General features: G+C 39.1%; 22 protein-coding genes and 2 tRNA genes. 9 read left to right on the plus strand and 15 right to left on the minus strand.

Annotation, left to right across the window (positions count from 1 at the left end):
- Positions 1-24 precede the first annotated feature (24 nt).
- The 3 genes from ACLCDL_RS13735 to ACLCDL_RS13745 form a co-directional block, all read right to left on the minus strand.
- A complete protein-coding gene (locus ACLCDL_RS13735) occupies positions 25-312 on the minus strand; it encodes a GIY-YIG nuclease family protein (protein WP_423148914.1) in 288 nt (95 codons plus the stop codon).
- Positions 313-350: 38 nt separating this feature from the next.
- A tRNA-Asn gene (locus ACLCDL_RS13740) sits at positions 351-424 on the minus strand.
- A gap of 21 nt (positions 425-445) precedes the next feature.
- Positions 446-519, minus strand: a tRNA-Asn gene (locus ACLCDL_RS13745).
- Between the two features lie 83 nt (positions 520-602).
- Between ACLCDL_RS13745 and ACLCDL_RS13750 the strand changes: the two genes are divergently transcribed.
- Positions 603-1523 (plus strand): PfkB family carbohydrate kinase, encoded by a 921-nt coding sequence (locus ACLCDL_RS13750; protein WP_423148916.1) that lies wholly within the window; start codon positions 603-605, stop codon positions 1521-1523.
- A 40-nt stretch (positions 1524-1563) separates the two neighbouring features.
- Here ACLCDL_RS13750 and ACLCDL_RS13755 read toward each other — a convergent pair whose 3' ends face one another.
- Genes ACLCDL_RS13755 through ACLCDL_RS13770 form a run of 4 tightly spaced genes read right to left on the minus strand, consistent with a single transcriptional unit; the run spans position 1564 to position 3834 of the window.
- Complete coding sequence (locus ACLCDL_RS13755) at positions 1564-1797, minus strand: cytochrome b5 domain-containing protein (protein WP_423148971.1); 234 nt, start codon at positions 1795-1797, stop codon at positions 1564-1566.
- Complete coding sequence (locus ACLCDL_RS13760) at positions 1797-2480, minus strand: lycopene cyclase domain-containing protein (protein WP_423148917.1); 684 nt, start codon at positions 2478-2480, stop codon at positions 1797-1799. Before ACLCDL_RS13760 ends, ACLCDL_RS13755 begins: the two co-directional genes overlap by 1 nt.
- A complete protein-coding gene (locus ACLCDL_RS13765; protein WP_423148918.1) occupies positions 2480-3001 on the minus strand; it encodes a hypothetical protein in 522 nt (173 codons plus the stop codon). Before ACLCDL_RS13765 ends, ACLCDL_RS13760 begins: the two co-directional genes overlap by 1 nt.
- A complete protein-coding gene (locus tag ACLCDL_RS13770; RefSeq protein WP_423148919.1) occupies positions 2998-3834 on the minus strand; it encodes a phytoene/squalene synthase family protein in 837 nt (278 codons plus the stop codon). Before ACLCDL_RS13770 ends, ACLCDL_RS13765 begins: the two co-directional genes overlap by 4 nt.
- 74 nt (positions 3835-3908) lie before the next feature.
- On the opposite strand from ACLCDL_RS13770, the gene ACLCDL_RS13775 reads away from it, so the two are divergent.
- Positions 3909-5393 carry a phytoene desaturase family protein gene (locus tag ACLCDL_RS13775; protein ID WP_423148920.1) on the plus strand — a complete coding sequence of 495 codons (1485 nt, stop codon included), beginning with the start codon at positions 3909-3911 and terminating at the stop codon, positions 5391-5393.
- A 210-nt stretch (positions 5394-5603) separates the two neighbouring features.
- Here ACLCDL_RS13775 and ACLCDL_RS13780 read toward each other — a convergent pair whose 3' ends face one another.
- A complete protein-coding gene (locus ACLCDL_RS13780; RefSeq protein ID WP_423148972.1) occupies positions 5604-6143 on the minus strand; it encodes a sigma-70 family RNA polymerase sigma factor in 540 nt (179 codons plus the stop codon).
- 177 nt (positions 6144-6320) lie between these two features.
- A complete protein-coding gene (murB, locus tag ACLCDL_RS13785) occupies positions 6321-7337 on the minus strand; it encodes a UDP-N-acetylmuramate dehydrogenase (RefSeq protein ID WP_423148921.1) in 1017 nt (338 codons plus the stop codon).
- 175 nt (positions 7338-7512) lie between these two features.
- Between murB and ACLCDL_RS13790 the strand changes: the two genes are divergently transcribed.
- A complete protein-coding gene (locus tag ACLCDL_RS13790; RefSeq protein WP_423148922.1) occupies positions 7513-8409 on the plus strand; it encodes a DnaJ C-terminal domain-containing protein in 897 nt (298 codons plus the stop codon).
- Positions 8410-8412: 3 nt separating this feature from the next.
- Positions 8413-8706, plus strand: coding sequence for a chaperone modulator CbpM (locus ACLCDL_RS13795; RefSeq protein WP_423148924.1), 294 nt, complete (start codon positions 8413-8415; stop codon positions 8704-8706).
- An 88-nt stretch (positions 8707-8794) separates the two neighbouring features.
- On the opposite strand, the gene lpdA is transcribed toward ACLCDL_RS13795, so the two are convergent.
- Positions 8795-10195: a dihydrolipoyl dehydrogenase gene (gene lpdA, locus ACLCDL_RS13800; RefSeq protein WP_423148925.1), complete on the minus strand. Its 1401-nt coding sequence runs from the start codon at positions 10193-10195 to the stop codon at positions 8795-8797.
- 96 nt (positions 10196-10291) lie between these two features.
- On the opposite strand from lpdA, the gene ACLCDL_RS13805 reads away from it, so the two are divergent.
- Together ACLCDL_RS13805 and ACLCDL_RS13810 are read left to right on the plus strand one after the other, a co-directional pair.
- The gene (locus ACLCDL_RS13805; RefSeq protein WP_423148926.1) at positions 10292-11938 is read left to right on the plus strand and encodes a M1 family metallopeptidase; all 1647 of its coding nucleotides are present in this window, start codon (positions 10292-10294) and stop codon (positions 11936-11938) included.
- A 61-nt stretch (positions 11939-11999) separates the two neighbouring features.
- Positions 12000-12731, plus strand: coding sequence for a head GIN domain-containing protein (locus tag ACLCDL_RS13810; RefSeq protein WP_423148927.1), 732 nt, complete (start codon positions 12000-12002; stop codon positions 12729-12731).
- A gap of 75 nt (positions 12732-12806) precedes the next feature.
- On the opposite strand, the gene odhB is transcribed toward ACLCDL_RS13810, so the two are convergent.
- The 3 genes from odhB to ACLCDL_RS13825 form a co-directional block, all read right to left on the minus strand.
- Complete coding sequence (gene odhB, locus ACLCDL_RS13815; RefSeq protein WP_423148928.1) at positions 12807-14351, minus strand: 2-oxoglutarate dehydrogenase complex dihydrolipoyllysine-residue succinyltransferase; 1545 nt, start codon at positions 14349-14351, stop codon at positions 12807-12809.
- 17 nt (positions 14352-14368) lie between these two features.
- A complete protein-coding gene (locus ACLCDL_RS13820) occupies positions 14369-17161 on the minus strand; it encodes a 2-oxoglutarate dehydrogenase E1 component (RefSeq protein WP_423148929.1) in 2793 nt (930 codons plus the stop codon).
- A 160-nt stretch (positions 17162-17321) separates the two neighbouring features.
- Entirely contained in the window at positions 17322-18740 is a 1419-nt protein-coding gene (locus ACLCDL_RS13825; RefSeq protein WP_423148931.1) for a DASH family cryptochrome, read from the minus strand.
- Between the two features lie 189 nt (positions 18741-18929).
- Between ACLCDL_RS13825 and ACLCDL_RS13830 the strand changes: the two genes are divergently transcribed.
- Positions 18930-19358, plus strand: coding sequence for a CBS domain-containing protein (locus ACLCDL_RS13830; protein WP_423148932.1), 429 nt, complete (start codon positions 18930-18932; stop codon positions 19356-19358).
- Here ACLCDL_RS13830 and ACLCDL_RS13835 read toward each other — a convergent pair.
- Positions 19348-19674, minus strand: coding sequence for a (2Fe-2S) ferredoxin domain-containing protein (locus tag ACLCDL_RS13835; protein ID WP_423148933.1), 327 nt, complete (start codon positions 19672-19674; stop codon positions 19348-19350). The two genes, ACLCDL_RS13830 and ACLCDL_RS13835, sit on opposite strands and share 11 nt — an antisense overlap.
- A gap of 36 nt (positions 19675-19710) precedes the next feature.
- On the opposite strand from ACLCDL_RS13835, the gene ACLCDL_RS13840 reads away from it, so the two are divergent.
- Both ACLCDL_RS13840 and ACLCDL_RS13845 read left to right on the plus strand, forming a co-directional pair.
- Entirely contained in the window at positions 19711-20637 is a 927-nt protein-coding gene (locus ACLCDL_RS13840) for a TIGR01777 family oxidoreductase (RefSeq protein WP_423148934.1), read from the plus strand.
- Positions 20615-21928, plus strand: a complete 1314-nt coding sequence (locus ACLCDL_RS13845) for a cryptochrome/photolyase family protein (RefSeq protein ID WP_423148936.1) — start codon at positions 20615-20617, stop codon at positions 21926-21928. The genes ACLCDL_RS13840 and ACLCDL_RS13845 overlap by 23 nt, the downstream gene beginning before the upstream one ends.
- A 49-nt stretch (positions 21929-21977) precedes the next feature.
- On the opposite strand, the gene ACLCDL_RS13850 is transcribed toward ACLCDL_RS13845, so the two are convergent.
- Positions 21978-22889 carry an FKBP-type peptidyl-prolyl cis-trans isomerase gene (locus ACLCDL_RS13850; protein WP_423148937.1) on the minus strand — a complete coding sequence of 304 codons (912 nt, stop codon included), beginning with the start codon at positions 22887-22889 and terminating at the stop codon, positions 21978-21980.
- Positions 22890-22896: the final 7 nt, after the last annotated feature.

Here is a 22896-nt window from a genome sequence, read left to right on the forward strand (position 1 = left end):
CCGATAATTATCGGGACAGCGACCTTAACTATACATTTTCTTCAATCGAACACTTATTTCAGGATATATTTTCAAATCATTTAGGTATTTCCTTGATTTCATCTTTTTAATATGCCGCTCTATTGCCAAAGCCTGTTTTCTGCAACTGCATTCAATTACATAGTTCAAAATCCAGGGAATGCCATACTTTGTAGATGAGTTAGAAAAGAAACCGTTGTTATGCTGTTCTATACGCTCGGACAGATTTTCGGTTTGCCCTATATAGTATTTATTAGCTGAGGATGAATAAAGTATGTAAACCCAATAAGTCATTAAATAAAAAACCCTCAGCTACATAGCTGAAGGCTCGGCTCCTGAAGCTGGGCTCGAACCAGCGACCCTCTGATTAACAGTCAGATGCTCTAACCAGCTGAGCTATTCAGGATTCTGGTTATATTTTTATTTGCTCCTGAGGCTGGGCTCGAACCAGCGACCCTCTGATTAACAGTCAGATGCTCTAACCGGCTGAGCTACTCAGGAGTATTTCCGGCTTTGGGACTGCAATATTCGGGATTTTAAATTATTTATACAATATTTGTCTGACATTTTTTTAAGATTATAAAATGAGTTTAATTGTTATTGGAACGGTGGCTTTTGATGCCATAGAAACACCGTTTGGGAAGACAGATAAAATAGTTGGCGGTGCTGCTACCTATGCAAGTTTAGCAGCTTCTTACTTCTATGATAAAGTGAAAATAGTTGCGGTAGTTGGTGATGACTTCAAAAATGAAGATATAAATGAGTTTAAAACTCACGGAATAGATGTAGAGGGACTTCAGGTTAAAGCCGGACAAAAGTCGTTCTTCTGGGCAGGAAAATATCACAACGATATGAACAGCCGCGACACATTGGTAACAGAACTTAATGTTTTGGCTGACTTTGATCCAATTATTCCGGATTCTTATCAGGGCTGCGACTACCTGCTTTTAGGAAACCTTACCCCCCAAATACAAAAAACTACCATCGAGCGTTTAAAGAAAAGGCCTAAGCTCATTGTGCTTGACACTATGAACTTCTGGATGGACGTGGCTTTGAACGATCTGCTGGAAACAATAAAACTTGTTGATGTACTTACAATCAATGATTCGGAGGCCCGCCAGTTATCAGGCGAATACTCTTTAGTAAAAGCTGCAAAAAAGATCCTTGAAATGGGCCCCAAATACCTCATTATAAAAAAAGGAGAACACGGCGCCCTCCTGTTTCACGGTGATTTAATTTTTTCTGCTCCAGCCCTTCCCTTAGCTGAAGTATTTGACCCAACGGGCGCAGGCGATACGTTTGCAGGAGGTTTCATCGGCTACCTCGCTAAAGTGGGAACTATTAATTTCAACAACATGAAAAACGCTATTATTTTCGGTTCGGCATTGGCTTCATTTTGTGTAGAAAAGTTTGGAACAGAACGGATCACAAACTTAAGTTCTGAAGAAATTACCAGCCGCGTGAATGAATTTATTAAACTGAGCAGTTTCGTTATTGAACAATAAACCAGCAGAAGTAACAGCTTGCTTGGTGTTAAGTAAACTGTTACTTCAACAATCCTACAATCTGGAATTTGTCGAAAACTTTTGCAGTATGAGGAGCATCCTTTAATTCATCCGTTAAATCCTGCCCCGCCCAATGCTCGTAGTGTTTGCCGTTATTCCAGAGCCGGCTTTTACTTACATCATAGATATTTCCCTCAAAGGCAACCCATATCTCAGGTTTATCCTGTCCGTTCCTGAGTGCCAGCTGCGATTTTGAGTATGACGGTAAGGCTATCAAATAGTTTTTCCTTTCTTCTTAAAATGCTCAAAAAAAAGAATATTTAATAAAATGAGAGAAAGAGAATAAAAATGATCTTCGAAAGGTATTGTTCCAATCCGTATCGCCATATTTTCGGAGTTATTATAAAGCACTATCGGCAGCGACGTTAAAACCCCGTTTACAATATAAAATGGCAGTAAGGAAACGATGAAGGCAAGATAAAATCGCCCCAGGAATTTGACTTTCCGTAACTCGGCAAAACCAACAAGAACAGGCAGCAGCATAAAGGTTACCAATGTGTATATTCTGTCAAAGTAAAAAATTAGTAGAACGATCGACAAAGCAATCAGAAACCAACTTATTGAATGAGACACCGGTTGTAAAAAGTCTTTCTTTATATAAAAGTTAAGGCACTCGTATATAAAGATGCAGGCAAATGGAACCGTTATAAAAAAGAGAATTTCCTCAAGCGGAAGGTCAAAGAATGCTATTCCAAGTATATAGTTTTCATTAAAACTCCATACCCCGGTTATGGTAAAAAGACAATCCCAAAGCAGGAACAATAATCCCGAAAGAAAAAGTGAAGGAAAAACGTATCGCCAGGATTTAAAAAACTGAACTTTTTTATCGAACGAAAGAAGAAGAGGGAAAAGAATAGTGAAAAAATTAATAAGTAAGTACAGGTAATTGCTCTTCATCAGCTCGTGCCCTTTGATAATATTGCCAATTCTTCTGAAGTACAACGTTTAGAACTTTTCATAAATGCTATCAGGTTTTTCAGCAAATCTTCATTAACAGTGCCCACCTGTTTGGATTGTATCAATTGAATGATCTTCTTTTTATCTGCACTTAAATTTTCACTCATTCCTAAGAAAGAAGGAATATAATGTTCCAGGCTAAATCGTAAGAACCTAATCTCTAAACTTTCCGGTTTTTTTTCTACGGCATCTTCCAGCGTTTCTTTCGCGTCTTTCAGATATAACAGCTTATTGTATGGATTCCAGCTATAACGGGCCTTTAATGCCTGGGCGCAACCAAAATAGGCGAGTAATTCGGGTGGCAGGTCTTTGCTACTTTTAAGTTTGGTGTATAACTTATCAGCAGATTTTGAATCCTGCAACGCAGCATAATATTCCCTCCGGATATTATCTATATTTTGCGGTTTACAGGTAAGCGTAATGCAAAAAAGAAAAAAGAAAATAAAAAGTAATCGAATCATATTCCCTTAAAACGATTTTGTACTAAAGCTAAAGCAAATAAAAAAACTTTCCGTTTATCTGAAATCCGTATCCTTTCTTTAACGATATTTTCGGCAGAGATGTTTTGGATCTTCCTGAAGAGCTCTTTATAATACATATAAGCGATATAAACACCCTTTCTTACTCCTGCCGGTAAGTTACGGATACCTGCCAATGCATCCTCGAAATCCTGCTCAATTTCCTGCTCAATTTTTAATTTATCTTCGTTACTAAACGTATGGAAATCAATTCCCGGAAAATATACCCTTCCTCTTTCTTCAAAATCTGCTTTCACATCCCGTAAAAAATTTACTTTTTGAAAAGCAGAGCCCAGCTTTCTGGCTTGTTCGCAAAGGCTTTGATATAAATGCTCTTTCTGGTGGCAAAAAACTTTCAGACACATCAAACCTACAACCTCTGCCGATCCATGGATATATTGTTTATAGCTTTCTTCCGATAAGGCTTTCTGATCCAGGTCCATCTCCATAGAATCTAAAAAACCTCCTATTAGGGCTTTATCAATATTATATGTATTCACTACAAGCTGAAATGAATGCAATACAGGATTCAAACTAATCTTCTCATCAATCGCCTGGAAGGTTCTGATCCTAAAATCTCTTAACAGTTCTTTTTTGTTGAAACTGTGAAAAGTATCCACTATTTCATCGGCATATCGTACAAAACCATAAATAGCGTATATTGGAGCATGGTATTTTTTATCAAAAGCCTTTATACCAAGACTAAAAGAAGAACTGTACTTTCCGGTAATCACCTTGCTGCATTCAAAACAGGTTTCGTTGTAAAGGTCCATCATATGTTTTAAATACGGCAGGGATTAATTTTTAGTTTTAACCAGCCCCAAATTAACGTTTAATTATCTTTACTCAAATGAAGAAAGCAAAAATAGCCGTCATCGGATCTGGCTTTGCAGGACTTTCTGCCGCCTCAATGCTGGCTAAGGAAGGACATGAAGTAACAATCTATGAGAAAAACGATCAGCCGGGTGGCAGGGCAGCTGTATGGCTTAAAGATGGTTTTAAATTTGACATGGGCCCCAGCTGGTACTGGATGCCCGATACATTTGAATCCTATTTTTCCTTGTTCGATAAGAAACTAAGTGATTACTACACGCTAAAAAGGCTTGATCCGGGATACCGGGTTTATTTTAAAGACGACGATTATATTGATGTTCCGGCCAATGTGGCGGAATTAAAAAATATTTTTGAACAGCTTGAATCCGGCAGTTCTCTTCAATTGACTAAATTCTTACACCAGGCAGCTTACAAGTATCAGAAAGGCATGAAGGACTTTGTATTCCGCCCTTCGCTTTCTGTAACGGAATATTTTGACCTTAGCTTATTAAAGGAATGTTTCAGAATTCAGTTATTCAACAGCATGAGCGGCCATGTACGTCGTTTTTTTACTAATGAGCGGATTATAAAAATACTGGAATTTCCTGTTCTGTTTTTAGGAGCTACTCCGCAAAAAACACCCGCACTATACAGCCTGATGAATTATGCTGATCTGGTTTTGGGAACATGGTATCCCCAGGGGGGAATGAATGAAATTGTAAAAGCGCTGGTTTCTCTCGCTGAAGAGCAGGGAGTCCAAATCTGTTTAAACAGCGAAGTTCAACAAATTGAAGTATCAGAAGGCAAAGCAACAGGAGTACATACAAAAGATAATTTTTATCCTGCCGATATTGTAATTTCGAATGCCGATTACCAGCACACCGACAAAAAGCTGCTTGAAGAACGCTATCAAAACTATTCTGCCAGGTATTGGGAAAGCAGGGTGCTTTCGCCTTCCTGCTTATTGTTTTATATCGGGATAAATAAAAAAGTAGAAAATATACAGCACCACAATCTTTTCTTCGACCGTGATTTTGATCAGCACGCTAAAGAGATTTACCAAAATCCTGAATGGCCCTCTAACCCTCTTTTCTACGTTTGCTGTACTTCTAAAACCGACAAAACAGTAGCACCCTCCGGCTGCGAAAATTTATTTTTCTTAATGCCCGTAGCTCCCGGATTACCGGATACGGAAGAGAACAGAGAACGTTATTATGATATATTGTTGGATCGCTTTGAAAAGATCACAGGAGAGAAAATCCGAAACAATGTTGTGGTAAAAAGAAGTTACGCACTAAAAGACTTTAGCAATGATTACCACTCGTTTAAAGGAAATGCGTATGGCCTTGCAAATACCTTAACACAAACGGCTTTTCTGAAACCCAAAATACAGTCTAAAAAAGTTAAAAACTTATTTTTTACCGGCCAGCTTACAGTACCAGGGCCAGGCGTTCCACCAGCTTTGATATCCGGACAGGTAACAGCGAAAGAAGCAACCAGATTTTTGCAGAATAACTTGTAAGTATTTTTATTATATCTAAATACATATTTGAAAATGAAAACAATAAAGCAATTTTCCCGATCGCTTTTTCAAAACTTATTCAGTTAGCAGCTCCTTCTGAATAAAAGCGGATAAAAAAGGATGTAGGAAAAACCGATGTAAAAAGAATAAAAAAAGAGCGGCAGGCTGGCACCTGACGCTCTGGTATGATGAGTTTAGAAAAGGGGCTATTTAGTCTAGCTCTGCGTAAACAGGCTTTCTGATTCCGTTATCGTAAGGCTTTAAGCTTTTCTTTAAAAGCTTACGGGCAACGTGAATACGGGTTTTCACAGTACCAATAGGAATTTCCAGATGATCGGCTATCTCGTGATATTTGAATCCTTCAAAATACATGCTGAAAGGAACATAATACTCTTCAGGAAGTTTAGTAAGCGCTGTTTTAATATCGTCCATCACAAACTTGGATTCACCGTGATTTTTTGTTGAACTGAATACCAGGTTAGCAGAGGATATTTCGTCTGATTTAGTAACGAATGAACTGATTTTTATAAAGCGGCGATAGTTATTAATGAACGTATTTTTCATTATGGTATATAACCATCCTTTAAGATTAGTGCCTTCTTTAAATTTATTATAATAGGTGATCGCTTTTAAAAGAGTATCTTGTACTAAATCGTTTGCATCATCTGCATCATGAGTAAAATGCAGGGCATACATTTTCAAAGAACTTGCCTGACGCATAACCATTGTGTTGAATTCAATCTTTGTCATCATGTTTAGGTTTTAAGGTGATGTATTTTATTTATTCTCCAACTTTTTAAAGTTTTCAAAAATTTTATTTGATCAACTTCACATCAAATTATACAACAACCATGCTAAACAGTAACAAAAGGAAAAAGAGTTAATAAATGCTATTAAGAATTAACAAAAAATTAACGGTTCTTAGGGTCAGATAATGTTCACCTCCCGCTCTAAGCGGACACCGAATTTTTCTTGCACATCCCTTATTATTTCTTCAGAAAGCTGGAAAATTTCTTCCCCTGAAGCGTTTTTGTGGTTAACTAAAACTAAAGCCTGATTCTTCCAGGTACCTGTATTTCCAATTTTTTTTCCTTTCCAGTTGCATTGTTCAATCATCCATCCAGCCGCCAGTTTAATTGTACTATTTGTTATACAGTAGTGTACTATGTCCGGAAAAGCAGACTGTAACTGTCTGAATTTCTCAACCTGTATAATCGGATTCTTAAAAAAGCTTCCGGCATTACCTATAGTTGAAGGATCGGGAAGTTTACTTACACGGATATGAGAAACAACATCAGAAATATCTTTTATTGAGGGATTTTGGATACCGCGTTTTTCCAGTTCTTGCTGAATAGCACCATACGAGGTATTTAAATGGACTTCTTTTGAAAGTTTAAACGAAGCTTCTGTAATTATAAACTTCCCTTTCAGCTCGTTTTTAAAAACACTTTCACGGTAATCAAATTTACAATCTGCATTATTAAACACACGAATTTCTCCTGTTTCAATTTCAAAAGCCCGGCATGAATACAAAACATCTTTCAATTCAACTCCGTAAGCACCTATATTCTGAACCGGCGATGCACCTACCGATCCGGGTATTAAACTTAAATTTTCAAGACCGGCAAAATCCCTTTCCACACAATACTTAACCAATTCGTTCCATACAACCCCTGCTCCTGCGGTTACGAAAACATCCTTTTCCGCTACTTCACTTTTTATTCCGTTTATACTTATTTTAATAACAAGGCCATCAAAATCCTGCGTAAAAAGCATATTACTTCCTCCGCCTAAAACAAGCCGCTTTACCGACCGCCATTTTTCATCAGAAAACAGTTCCTTTAAATCGTCCTCTGAATTAATTTCAGTAAACCAGCGTGCATGAGCTTCAACTCCAAAAGTATTAAGGGATCTTAATGAGAAATTTTCTAAAATCTGAGGCATGATAAAAATGACTTGTTAAGGCGAATTTCGCATTTTTATTTTCTTTTTTTAATTCGCGGAGGAATTAGCGAATCGGAACATTCTCTTTCATGCTATTGTTGTAAGTGGCAATTTTTATCTGAATAAAACCAATGTATCCTTTAAGGCATTATATAAACGATTACACTCATCGTTTATGGCCTTTATTGATTATTACAAAATATTAGGGGTAGATAAATCAGCTTCGGAAAAAGATATAAAAAGTGCTTACAGAAAACTTGCACGGAAACTCCATCCCGACCTGAATCCGAATGACAAAGAAGCACAGCGAAAATTCCAGGAGCTCAATGAAGCAAATGAAGTATTAAGCGACCCCGAAAAACGAAAAAAATACGACCAATACGGCGAAAATTGGAAACACGCTGACGAATTTCAAAATGCCGGGCAAGCGCAGGGGCAACAATCATATTCGGGCAGACAGAACTCCGGAGGTGGTTTCGGACAAGGTTTTGAAGGTGATTATGGCGGATTTTCCGACTTTTTCGAATCAATGTTCGGAGGTTCGGGCAGATCACAGCAAACCAGGTTCAGAGGACAGGATTACAATGCCGAATTACAGCTGGATTTTTTAGACGCACTTAAAACTCATCAGCAAACATTAACAGTAAACGGGAAAAGTTTGCGAATTACCATTCCTGCAGGTATTGAAAACGGACAAACCATAAAAATTAAAGGGCATGGCGGCCCTGGAATTAATGACGGGCCCAATGGAGACCTGTATATTACGTTCTCACTGTCATCACATCCTAAATTTAAACGGGAAGGCGTTAATTTATATGCAACCGAAGAGTTGAATTTGTACACCGCTATTTTAGGTGGAGAAATTACAATAGATACCCTTTCGGGAAAAGTTAAAGTAAAAGTTGCTCCCGGTACACAAAACGGGACTAAAATAAAGCTGAAAGGAAAAGGTTTTCCGGTATATAAAAAAGAAGACGAGTATGGCGATCTGTTTATTACCTACACAGTAAAAATACCAACCAATCTTACAGAAAGACAAAAGGAACTATTTACAGAACTATCTAAAACCTGATCGATGGAAACGAACGACCTAATAGCTGCTGAGGAATTTTGTACTTTTCATAAAGTAGAATTTTCTTTTATCCGCTCTTTATACGAAGCAGAGCTTATTGAAATAACTACGATAAAAGAAATTACCTATATCCCGAACGATCAGCTCCAGCAGCTCGAAAAATTTGTAAGGATGCATTATGACCTGGATATTAACGTTCAGGGAATTGAAGCTATTGCACATTTACTGGGAAGGATTTCGGATTTACAGGGTGAACTTACATCGGTTAAAAACAGGTTAAGGCTTTACGAAGATTAATTTTTGGTTATACCATAGCCTTCCATAAATAAAAAACCTCCCAGCTCATCAGCAAGGAGGTTTTTACTTTAACTTTTACTTTCAACTCCTAAATATGTATGGGCCTGTTCTCGGTTGCGGCTAAAGCAGCTTCCTTCATTGCTTCAGTATAAGTTGGGTGAGCATGGCTTATCCTTCCGATATCTTCTGCTGAAGCACGGAACTCCATAGCGACAACTGCTTCGGCAATCATATCTGCCGCCCGTGGGCCAATCATGTGTACACCCAGTATTTCATCCGTATCAGCTGCTGCAAGCACCTTAACAAACCCTTCGGTATCCATACTTGCACGTGCACGGCCGCTCGCTTTAAATGGAAAGGATCCCGATTTATATTTTGTTCCCTGTTCTTTTAATTGTTCTTCGGTAAAGCCAACACTGGCAACTTCAGGCCAGGTATAAACAACACCGGGAATAAGATTGTAATTGATATGAGGTTTTTGTCCGGCTATAGTTTCCGCAACAAAAACCCCTTCTTCTTCGGCCTTATGGGCAAGCATTGCTCCTTTAATTACATCACCGATAGCATAAACGCCCTTTACCGGGGTTTCCAGATGATCGTTTACCGGAATTTTTTTGCCCCGGTCTTCTAACTTGATTCCTATTTTTTCCAGGCCCAATCCTTCAGTATAAGCTGTACGGCCAACGGCAACAATACAATAATCTCCTTCAAGCGTTATTTTCTCTCCTTTCGGATTATCTGCCGTAACCGTAACAGTTTTGCCTTTTACCTGGGCGCCTGTAACTTTATGGCTCAGCAAAAATTCAAATCCAAGCTTCTTTAAAGATTTTTGCAGTTCCTTTCCCAAAGACTTATCCATAGTAGCAATAATGGAATCCATAAATTCCACTACTGTAACTTTCGCCCCCAGGCGGGCATATACAGAGCCAAGTTCCAGCCCAATAACACCTCCGCCAATAACTATTAAATGCTTGGGTATTTCGGTGAGATCAAGCGCTTCGGTAGAAGTAATAATACGCTTTTTATCAATTGGAAGAAAAGGAAGCGCTGTAGGTTTTGATCCTGTTGCAATAATTACATTTTTGGTGGTTATTGTTTCTTCGCCACCTTCTTTTGTAATTTTAATAGTGTTTTTATCAACAAATGAACCTACTCCGTTATAAGTTGTAATCTTGTTCTTCTTCATCAGAAAAGCGATTCCGGCAGTATTTTCCTGTACAACCGTATTCTTTCTGGCCATCATTTGCCCGATATTAACTTTCAGATCTTTCAAATCAATTCCATGAGTTCCAAAAGTATGTGCAGCATTGTAAAAATGCTCCGATGAATCAAGCAAGGCCTTGGAAGGAATACAGCCAACATTTAAACAAGTTCCGCCAAAAGTGCTGTATTTTTCGATAATTGCTGTTTTTAGGCCTAACTGGGCACAGCGTATAGCAGCTACATATCCGCCCGGACCGCTGCCGATTACTGTTACATCGTATTGCATGAAAGGATCTTTTAAATTTCGGCTAATTTAAGGATTATGAATTCATAAACGTTAAAATTTAATCCGCATCTTTAGTTTGCGAAATAAATTTCAATAATGAATATCCGTAAATTGTTTTACCTGCTGCTGTTTTTCTTGTTACCCCTCTCTATTTTTAGCCAGCCGCTTAACCAAAAGAGTAGTTTTACACGTGCCGATACGTTGAGAGGAATGCTTAGCACCCTAAGATCCTGTTATGATGTAAATTTCTACCACCTTGATGTTAAAGTAAATATTGATCAAAAATTTATTGCAGGAAAAAACTTATTTAAAATTACGGCCACGCAGGAATTTGATAAGTTACAAATAGACCTGTTCGACAATCTGAAGATTGAAAAGATTACTTTCGAGGATAAAGAACTTTCCTTTAAAAGGGAATACAATGCAGTTTTTATCGGCTTTCCAAGAGTTATAAAGAAAGATGAAAAAACAAATTTTACAGTTTATTATTCCGGAAATCCTGTTGTTGCTAACAATGCACCCTGGGACGGTGGATTTGTGTTTACCAAAGATAAAGCGGGAAAGCCATGGGTTGGAGTTGCCTGCCAGGGATTAGGGGCCAGTTCCTGGTGGCCTACAAAAGATCACCAGTCCGACGAGCCCGATAGTATGCTTATCAGCATTGCGGTTCCTAACGGCCTTATGGATGTAAGCAACGGTCGTTTACGTTCTATAGAGAAATTGGATAATCAGTACATTAAGTATAATTGGTTTGTATCAAATCCTATCAATAACTACGATGTTACATTGAACATTGCGGACTATGCACATTTCAACGATGAATTTGCAGGAGAAAAAGGCAAGCTGAGCCTGAATTACTTTGTTCTAAAAGAAAATCTTCCAAAAGCAAAAAAGCAGTTCGGAGAAAATGTTAAACCGATGCTTAAATGCTTTGAATACTGGTTTGGCCCTTATCCGTTTTATAACGACGGGTATAAGCTGGTAGAATCACCTTACCTTGGCATGGAGCATCAGAGTGCAGTTGCTTATGGAAACGGATATAAAAACGGATATCGCGGAAGAGATTTATCTGGAACAGGTTTAGGATTAAAATGGGATTATATCATTGTCCATGAGTCGGGACACGAATGGTTCGGAAATAATATCACATCAAAAGACATTGCCGATATGTGGATACACGAAGCCTTTACCATGTATTCTGAAGGACTTTTTGTAAAGTGTACAGAAGGTAAGGATGCAGGGGCACGCTATATTGCCGGTGTTAGAGAAAACATAGAAAATGACATCCCTATCATCGGGCCATACAATGTAAACAAGGAAGGATCAGGCGACATGTATTACAAGGGGGCTAATATGCTGCAAACTATCCGTTCTGTTATTGATAACGACGAAAAATGGCGTGAAATTTTAAGAGGATTAAATAAAGATCTGGGCCTTAAAACAACTACAACTGAAGAAGTAATTAATTACATGAATTTAAAATCCGGTAAAAACCTGACAAAAATTTTCGATCAGTATTTAAGATATACAGAAATACCGGTACTGGAAATTAAGAATTCGAAAAAAGGCTTGCTAAGCTATCGTTGGAAAGCGTCTGTTACAGGTTTAAATATGCCCGTTAAAGTTAAATTATCAAATAAAAAAGAATGGGAATACATTAATCCTGCAACTGAATGGAAAAGCATTAAAGCAAAGAGCATGGCTGTTGATACCATTAATTTTTATATTAAAACAAAATTTTAACAAGGGTAATGCAACGTTTTGCAACACCTCGTAGTCTAATAGGTATCTAAAAAATAAAATCATGAAAAAAGTACTTTCATCTTTTGGCTGGATTCTCCTGCTGTTACCGCTTGTAAGTGTTGCCGGAGCACGTACTGCATTAAATACAATAAGTTTAAATGCTTTTGACGAACAAACCCGCGAAGTTGCTAATTTCTCTGGCGTAGCCTCCTCTGGTGCGTTTGATGTGTTTATAAAAATTGGCAGCAAGGAAAGCCTGAAGCTGGAAGGCGATGGCGAAATATTGGATAGAGTAGAAACTCCCGTTGAAGATGGAATTTTACATATCCGTATGAAGAAAGGAACAAACCGCATTAATATGAACTTTAAAAAGATTAAGGTTTATATCACTGCAAAGAAATTAAACAACCTGGTGGTAAGCGGTTCGGGTAATATAAATGTTGAAGATAAACTTAAAGCGGATGATTTTTCTGCAACGGTAAGCGGATCAGGTAATATTAGTGCAGATTTGGCCGCGACAAGATTAAAGGCAGTTGTAAGCGGATCAGGCAAAATTATTGCATCTGGCAGTGCAAAACAAAGCGAGGTAGTTGTAAGCGGATCGGGTCACTTTAATGGGAAAAACTTTAATACAGATTCTGCCGATGCAAAGGTAAGCGGATCAGGTCATATCTCTATACAAGCGGATGATACACTTAACGCTGCGGTAAGCGGTTCGGGAAATATTTCCTATTCAGGCAATGCAAAAGTTAATATGCAAAAAAGCGGATCAGGAAGTATTACAAGGATTTAAAAGAAATAGTACAAACAGAAAAGGACACGAAATCGTGTCCTTTTCTGTTTAAGGCTCTCACCTTATATCTGTTAATTAAACTCCAAGCAATAACCTTGTCGGATCTTCAAGCAGCTGCTTAACCCGCACTAAAAACCCTACTGATTCGCGGCCATCAATAATACGATGGTCATATGAAAGGGCAACATACATAATCGGGCGGATAACTACCTGGCCGTTTACGGCTACAGGACGCTCAACTATATTATGCATACCGAGAATAGCAGATTGTGGAGCATTGATTATCGGTGTAGATAACATGGAGCCAAACACCCCGCCATTGGTAATAGTGAAAGTTCCACCTGTCATTTCCTCAATAGTCAGCTTATTTTCGCGTGCCTTTACAGCCAGGTCTACAACCGCTTTTTCAATTTCTGAAAGCGTTTTAGACTCTGCGTTACGAATTATTGGTACAACAAGGCCTTTAGGCGCTGAAACCGCGATACTAACATCTACAAAATTGTTGTAAACAACTTCTTCACCATCAATACGGGCGTTCACTGCAGGGAATTCTTTCAACGCTTCGCATACCGCTTTAGTAAAGAATGACATGAACCCTAAACCTACTCCGTGTTTTTCCTTAAACTTATCTTTGTATTTCGCACGAATATCCATGATAGGCTGCATATCCACCTCGTTAAAAGTGGTAAGCATTGCTGTTTCATTTTTAACCGTAACCAAACGTTTCGCAATAGTTTTACGAAGAGAACTCATCTTTTCACGGCGCTCGTTTCTATCTCCTGCTTGCTGAGTTGCCGGCACGGGTGCTGATGATGCTTTAGCAGGTTGTGAAACTGCAGGCTGTTGTTTTCCTGGCTGTACTTTCAGCGCATCTTCTTTTGTTATTCTTCCACCTACTCCGGATCCATTCATTGCCGAAGCATCAATCCCTTTTTCTGAAAGGATTTTTGCCGCTGCCGGCGACGGAGTTCCGGAAGCGTATGATGTTTGTTTTTCAGTTGTTGCTGGTGCAGCACTTGCGGGAGCCGGCTCTGCTGCTTTTGGTTTTTCCTGTGCTGCAGATTTGTCTGTTGCAATTGTGCAAACTACTCCCCCTATTTCAATAACATCTCCCTCTTTTGCTACCCTTTTCAAAGTTCCTGCTTTCTCTGCTGTTAATTCAAATGTAGCTTTATCCGATTCCAATTCAGCAAGCACTTCATCCATCTCAACATAATCACCATCCTGCTTCAACCATTTTGATAGGGTTACTTCAGAAATAGACTCGCCAACAGCCGGAACTTTAATCTCAATGGATGTTTTAGAATCTGCTGAAGTCGGTTTTTCAATCAATACTTCGGTAGCTGCATCAGCACGTTCTTCTTTTGGAACAGAAGTATCAACACTTTCCTCTTCAATAGTACAAACTACTGCACCAATTTCAAGTGTATCGCCTTCGCTGGCGAGAGTTTTTAAAGTTCCTGCTTTTTCTGCCGTTAATTCAAACGTAGCTTTATCTGATTCCAGCTCAGCAATCACTTCATCCATTTGCACACTCTCACCATCTTTTTTTATCCATCGTGATAAGGTAACTTCCGAAATTGATTCGCCAACAGGCGGAACTTTGATCTCTAAACTCATATGTTTTTAAATAAGGGTTAATCTACATTTACAACTTTTTTAGTTGCTTTTACAACTGCCTTTTTAACTTCCGGACCTGCTGCGTCTTCAAATGCTTTTCCTACAATATACAATTGCTGAGCAACATGCTGCTTGGCATAACCGGTAGCTGTACTGCTGCTTTCCTTTCTTGAAATTACTTTTAAATCCAGGTCGATGTTACGCAGCTTACGGGCAAAGTAAGGCCAGGCGCCCATGTTTTCAGGTTCTTCCTGAACCCAGATATATTCTTTAGCCTTTGTATATTTCTCGCGTATTGTCTTTAGCTGTTCGTAAGGGGTAGGGTAAAGTTGTTCAAGCCGAACAATAGCCACATCAGTCCGGTTATCCGCTTGTTGTTTTTCGAGCAGATCGTAATAAACCTTACCCGAACACAGTAATACCCGTTTTACATTTTCTGGTTTAACAAAAGAATCGTCAATTAATTCCTGGAACGTTCCTTCTGTAAATTCTTCCAGTTTGCTTTGTACAAGCGGATGGCGCAGTAAACTTTTTGGAGTAAACACCACAAGCGGTTTTCTGAAATCCCTTACCAATTGCCTGCGCAGAAGGTGAAAATAATTGGCAGGAGTTGTACAATTAGCTACCTGGATATTAAAATCGGCACACAATTCCATAAACCGCTCAATACGGGCAGATGAATGTTCGGGTCCCTGACCTTCATATCCATGCGGAAGTAAAACCACAATTCCGTTAGAACGCTGCCATTTTGTTTCAGCACTAACAATAAACTGGTCTACAATAATCTGGGCGCCATTAACAAAGTCGCCGAATTGTGCTTCCCAAACAGTTAGAGACTGTGGATTTGCGAGTGCATAACCGTATTCAAAACCCAATACTCCATATTCAGAAAGGTGGGAATTATAAATATCAAATTTTGCTTCGCCCTTATTCAATTGTGCAAGCGGTATATATTCTTCTTCAGAATCTTCCAGCTTAACAACTGCATGCCGGTGAGAGAATGTTCCTCTTTCAACATCCTGGCCGCTGATGCGAACCCGGTGTCCGTCTTCCAGTAAAGTACCGTAAGCCATCAACTCTCCCATTGCCCAGTCAAACGTTTTACTTTCCACCATTTTACGCCTGTCTTCAAACAGCTTCTCTATTTTCTTGAAGAAAGTTTTGTCTGCAGGAAGCGAAGTTATTTTTTGAGCAATGGATAAAAATGTTTCGGCAGATACAGCAGTAGGATATTTCTTTATAAAGTCTTCGGCTGTTGCCATCCGCAATCCCTGCCAGGCCCCGGAATACATCGGGTTTGGCTCCGAATACGTCTTCTGCTCTTTCGATTCATTTAAACGATCCTGCAATAAAGCCCGGAAATCCTTTTCCATTTCTTTGGCCATATTTGCATCCACGCTTCCCTGCTCCATCAGTTTTTTATTGTATATCTCCCGTGGATTAGGATGCTTCTCAATCGTTTTGTAAAGCAGCGGCTGGGTAAACTTAGGTTCGTCCGATTCATTATGTCCGTAACGACGGTAACATAAAACATCTATGAACACGTCGTTATGGTATTTCTGACGATATTCTACCGCAAGATTAATAGCATAAACCAAAGCTTCCACATCGTCGCCATTAACATGGAACACTGGTGAAAGCGTTACTTTTGCTAAATCGGTACAATAGGTGGATGAACGGGCATCTTTAAAGTTAGTGGTAAATCCAACCTGATTGTTAATTATAAGATGGATAGTTCCGCCTGTTTGGTAGCCATCCAGCTTTGCCATTTGAAGCACTTCGTACACAATACCCTGACCGGCAATAGAAGCATCGCCGTGAATAAGTATCGGGGCTATAAGGCTATGATCGCCGTTGTATTTAAAATCAATTTTTGACCGTGTAATTCCTTCTACCACCGGATCTACCGCTTCGAGGTGAGATGGATTTGGGCATAAGCTTAAATGCACTTTTTTACCCGATGCGGTTTCAACATCGGTAGAAAATCCTAAGTGATACTTAACATCCCCCCCGAAAGGTTTGCTGGCATCGTATCCTTTGCCTTCAAACTCTGAAAAAATATCTTTATATGTTTTATGAAGAATATTGGCGAGCACATTTAAACGCCCGCGGTGAGCCATACCAATTACAAATTCTTCAATTCCCAGATCGGCCCCTTTTTCAATGATGGAATCAAGTGCCGGAATAACACTCTCTGCCCCTTCTAACGAGAATCTTTTCTGCCCCAGAAATTTTGTACCCAGAAAGTTTTCGAAGACTACCGCCTCGTTTAATTTTTTAAGGATGCGTTTTTTTGTTTCGATAGAAAAGTTCGGTCTGTTGCGTTCCTTTTCCATACGCTGCTCAAACCACTTTACCTTTTCGGGATTGCGGATGTACTTATACTCTGCTCCTATTGACTGGCAATAAGTTTGTTCGAGTAATTCACGTATATCGCGAAGCGTGGCAGGGCCTAAACCAACTTCCACGCCTGCATTAAATACGGTATCTAAATCAGCTTCTGTAAAACCGAAAGTTTCCAGTTCTTTTCCCGGATAATACTTTCTTCTTTCACGTACCGGATTGGTTTTTGTAAAAAGGTGACCACGGTCGCGGTAGCCGTGAATCATATTAAGTACTTTTATTTCTTTAAGGAAATGTTCAGGAGTTTCGCTGCCTGCAGCCTTAACTTCAGAAGCTTGTCCAAAATCAAAACCTTCAAAAAATTTGCGCCAGCCAAATTCAACCGATTCTGGATCTTCCTGGTATGCCTGGTAAAGGGAGTCTATATATTCGGAATTTGCATTATTGATATATGACAGATTATTCATGAGAATATTATTTCAAGTGCGACAAAAATAAGAGTTTAAGGCTATATTTCCTGTAGGAATATCCTTAAAAAAACGCTTTTTCAGACATTTATAAATTCAGACAGGCAGAGCGGGAAATAGTTTAAAAAAATCTGAAGTTCAAACATGTATTTACAGGGTGTCAGTCCTTTACAGGAGCGGTTTCCAGAGCAAGCAGGCGGGGATAATAATCTTTATTCAATTCAATGTTAAACTCATCCAGTTCAGCAGACGACAACCGCCAGGGCTCATGAATCCTTCCATCAGGAATTGCAGCAAGTTCGGGAATCCATTTCCGTACATATGCTCCCTTGGGATCAAGTTCCTGAGCCTGCTTTAAGGCGTCTAATTTCTTCTTCTCGACAGTTCCTAAACTGGCAATAAAAGCCCAGTTACCCCAATTGCTGGCAGGCGAATAATCAATCAGCTTTTCTTCAAACCAAACCGCCCCTAATACCCAGTTCAGTTGTAAATCGTTTATAAGATAGGCAGCAACACACTGGCGGCATCTGTTGGTAAGATATCCTGTAGCATTTAATTCTCTCAGGCAGGCATCAATAAACGGAACTCCCGTTTGGGCGTTTTTCCATTTCTCCCATAATTCCTTTTCTGTTTCGCTTTTCAGTATGTCCTCTGGCGACAGCTCTGCCCCCTGGAGGAATTTATTTCCATGCTTTTTAAACATAAAGCGAAAATAATCCCGCCATAAAAACTCCAATGTGAGCTTACTTACAGAGCCGTTTGTGGCATTTTTCTTTTCATATTTCTTAATTTCCCAAAACAGCTCTCGAGTAGATAAGCAGCCCAGCGAAACCCAGGGGGATAATTTTGATGTCCACCCTGTGTCCATTAATTTATTTAATGAAGCTTTATAAAAGTGCACCTGATCTTTCTCCCAAAAATAGTCGGCCATTCTTTTTAAACCCTCTGTTTCTCCGCCTTTAAACTCTGTTTTCGTTTGGGGGTCCTGTAGGCCCATCTGATTTAAATCTGGCAGCAGTCCGGGATCAAAAGCCTCGGGCAGACTTATTTTTGCAGGCATTTCCAAAGAAGGTCTTACCTCACTTTCCCGTTCAACCTTTTTCCGAAAAGTAGCGAATACGTCCGGAATGTCTTTAATAGGAAAAGGAAGGTCTTCCTTATGATAAAGCGTATGACCGATAAAATGCTTCAGATTGATTTTTTGTTTCCAGAGCGCATTCTCTACAAGCCCTGAAATTTCTGTTTCTTCTGCTGCAACTTCACGGTGATGATATACTTCTGCAACCTGGTATTTCTCGCATACAGAGGGAATAATATCTTCAGGTTTTCCAATAGCAACCATCAGGTCGGCGCCCAATTCTTGGAGAGAATTTTTCAAATCCCGTACGCTTTCTATAAGAAACTGTGCCCGCAGTGGCCCTGTTTTTAAAGTACCATAAGGAGAAACCTCAAAACTCCTCGGATCGAAACAATAAAAAGGAAGTATTTTATTTGCTTTTCGGGAGGCTTCCAACAGGATTTCATTATCACGAACCCGAAGATCATTTCGAAACCATACAAGAATGGTCCGGTCAGTCATATTCTAATTTTTACCTTGCAAAGTAATGAAAAATAACTAATTAACCAGCCTTTGCCAGCGCCCAGGCCCAGTTTTTACATAAACGGGACAGATACAGGCAGATATCCAATACTATTCTTCCTGATAATTACCCTATTGTTTTGATAATCCGTATAAAATAACTAACTTCATTTATACCAAAACTTATCTATGAAAACCGTATCGCACATCCTCTCACAAAAACCGGCTCAGCTTTTTTCAGTTACTACCGACACTTCCGTTTATCATGCCCTTGAAATCATGATGGAAAAAAACATCAGTGCACTACTCGTGATGGATTTTAAGAAATTATTAGGAATATTCAGTGAACGTGATTATGCCCGCAAGATCATTCTGCAGGGAAAATCATCAAAAGACACACCGATTGACGAGGTCATGACATCCAACCTCATTACCGTAAGTATGAATGATTCTATTGAATATTGTATGCAACTGATGACTGAAAACCATATCCGGCATTTACCAGTAGTAGAAAATGAAAAAGTATCAGGAATGATTTCTATTGGAGATGTTGTTAAATCTGTAATTGAAGATCAAAAGTCTATCATAGAACATCTTCAAAATTATATTAGCGGTTAGGCAGTTTAGAGAAATCCATAACAAGCCTGTTTACTACCCGGTTGTTTTCCAAATGTTCGTTCACTATTTCTTCCACGTCACTAAGCTGAACGTTTCCATAAAATACACCTTCGGGGTAAACAACAACGCTTGGTCCTAACTCGCAGGTTTCCATACATCCTGTACGCTGCGCCCGGATCTCTGTATTGAGACCTTTATCTTTAATAAGTTTCTTAAAGGCTGCAACAAGTGCAAGACCATGTTCTTCACCACAGCTTATCCTGCTGCCTGCCGGGCGCTGATTGGTACAGATAAAAATATGTTTCGTATATAGCATAGTAAAACCAAAATTAGTAATATCAGTTACAAAAAAGTGAGTAAAACTATTCTTATTACCGGTGCAAGCGGACTTATAGGGAATTCCTTAACCAGGTTACTGGCCCTTAAAGGTTACCGAATACATCACCTTACCCGCTTCAAATCTCATAAAAATCCTTTAATAAAAACATTCGGATGGGATGTAAGGAATAAAAAAATTGATTCTGACTGCATAAAAGAGACAGATATTATTATTCACTTGGCAGGTGAAGGAATTGCAGGAAAGCGATGGACCAGCCAACGAAAGCAGAATATTATTAACAGCCGGACAGAATCTATCCGCCTGATCTATTCTTTACTCAGGCAATCACCCGGGCATCAGGTAAAGAAAATAATTTCTTCTTCTGCCGTAGGTTACTATGGAGATCGCGGAGACCTGCTTTTAACAGAAAGCACCCCACCAGGAACAGGATTTTTAAGCAAAACGTGTGTAGCATGGGAACAGGCTGTTGATGAAGGCGTTTCATTAGGTATTAAGACTGTTAAATTGCGAACCGGAATGGTCCTCAGCACAGAAGGAGGAGCCTTACCTCAAATTGCAAAACCTATAAAACTTGGCGTTGGCACTGTTTTAGGGTCCGGAAAGCAGTGGGTTTCCTGGATTCACCTGCAGGATGTAACCAGAATGTTTTTATTTGCGATTGAGAATGAAAGCGTAGAAGGATCTTTTAACATGACAGCACCAAATCCTGTAACACAAACGGAACTAACATATGCAATAGCTCGTGAGTTGAATAAAAGAATCTGGCTACCCCGTACTCCTTCCTTTATATTGAAATTAGTTTTAGGTGAAATGAGTTCGGTAGTATTAGACAGTACCAAAACCTCCGCATCTAAAATTCAATCGGCCGGGTTTCAGTTTAATTTCCCTACTATTGAAGAAGCCCTTGCAAGCATCTATGGAAATAAAAAAACACATTAATATTTTCTGGCTGAGAAGAGATCTAAGGCTGGCAGATAATGCAGGCCTCTTTCATGCCTTAAAAAGCGACCTGCCTGTTTTACTTGTTTTTATTTTCGATAAAATCATTCTGGGCAAACTCGAAGATGCAGACGACAGCAGGGTTACATTCATTCATCAGGCTTTGGCGGATATTAACAAAGAGTTAAAAGCTTGCAAGAGCTCCTTATTAATAAAACATGGCACTCCCGAAAAAGCCTGGACAGAACTGACTGAAGAATTTAGCATTAACGAGGTTTTCACAAACCATGACTACGAACCATACGCTACTGAACGGGACGAGAAGATCAGGGCTTTGCTTGCGAAAAAAAACATCAAATTTAATACTTTTAAGGATCAGGTAATCTTTGAGAAAAACGAAATTCTAAAGGAAAACCAAGCTCCATATACTGTTTATTCTCCTTACCAAAGAAAATGGTACAATACGCTTCAACCGCAGTACTTAAAGAGCTATCCTTCTGAAAAATTATTAAACAACCTCTTTAAGACAAACCCTTTTATATTCCCCCATCTGGAAGATTTAGGATTTAGAAAATCACAATTATCATTTCCTGATAAAGAATACATAGGAATTATAGGGCAGTATGAGCAAAAGAGAGATTTCCCTGCAATAGAAGGAACGTCTAAAATAAGTGTGCACCTTCGCTTTGGAACAATGAGCATCAGGCAGGTTGTACAAAAAGCAACAGAGGCAGAAAATAAAACCTGGTTAAATGAACTGATATGGAGAGAATTTTATATGATGACGCTGTGGCATTTTCCCTTTATTTGCGTCCGATCCTTTAAATCTGAATATGATTCGATCCATTGGAGAAATAATGAAGCTGAATTTTCTTCATGGTGCGAGGGTTTAACTGGCTATCCGATTGTTGATGCAGGAATGCGCCAGTTAAATAAAACAGGCTGGATGCACAATCGCGTTCGTATGATCACAGCCAGTTTCCTTACAAAGCATTTATTAATTGACTGGCGATGGGGTGAAGCTTATTTTGCAAGAAAACTGATTGACTATGAACAGGCCAGTAACGTAGGAGGCTGGCAATGGGCTGCAGGTTGCGGCAATGATGCTGTCCCCTATTTTCGTATTTTCAATCCGTCTTTACAAACGAAGAAATTTGATCCCGACCTAAAGTACATCAAAAGATGGATTCCGGAATATGATGATCCTTTCAGCTATCCCGCTCCTATTGTTGATCATCAGTTTGCCCGTGAGCGAGCACTGAAAGTTTTTGCATCGGCTGTAAAAAAGTAAAGAAGGCCTATGCCTTCTTTACTTTTTTATTAAGCTATGTTGTTACTTATTAGTCGTTCTGTTTCACATCCGTTACCTTGATATCGAAATCTAAAGGTGAAAACGGAGGAATTGATGTACCGTATCCTGCCAGACCATAGCCTAAGCTTGAAGGGAAAATAATCCGGATACTTCCTCCCCCTTTTATTAAAGGAATTGTTTCTTTCCAACCTTTTCTTAAGCCCGGATCATTTAAATCGAATGTTCCCGGAGAAGATTCTGTTACGGTTTCAAAAACTGTTCCGTTTAACAGTCTTCCGGTATATGCAGCACTTACTGTTGAATCTATTGTTATGGGGCTGCCGGTTCCTATATCTGCAATTTTATAATATAAGCCGGAGGCAGTTTTGGTGTAACCTGTAAGACTGTTTTTTTGCATGTACTGAGTTATTAAAGAATCTTCGTATTGTTGCAGATTATTTTTTTTCAATAACGTTACCGTACAATCAAGAGATGAATTAGAAGGAATAGTACTTCCGTTTATTTTTGTTTCATTTCTGCCGAATGCAAGCCGAGAGGGAATAATAACCCGGATAGTTCCGCCTTCCTGTTTCAGAAAATTGCCTATTGCAAATCTGAAAGCTTCGGGAAGATTAGTTTGAGGACTTACATAGCCCAGGTAACCGGCGTAACGATTAATATACTCATCAGACGAATTGTACTCACCGTTAAACGTTTTGATAGTATATGTAAAGTACACTTTATCTGTATTATGTACCGTATCGCCATTTCCGGGAGCAATAATTTTATAATAAATGCCGGAAGAGTCGGTTTTAAATTCGCCGAGACTATTTTTTTTAATATATTCCTGAATGTTCTGTTCGTCTACCTGTTCGATACCTGTGTATTCTTTTTCGCAGGCAGAAAATAGTAAAGGAATAAAAGCAACAAACAATACAGCTTTAAGAAGAAAAAATTTCATGTGTATG

The sequence above is a fragment of the Rubrilithobacter danxiaensis genome (genome assembly GCF_047272945.1).
GTDB lineage: Bacteria > Bacteroidota > Bacteroidia > Sphingobacteriales > Sphingobacteriaceae > Rubrolithibacter > Rubrolithibacter danxiaensis.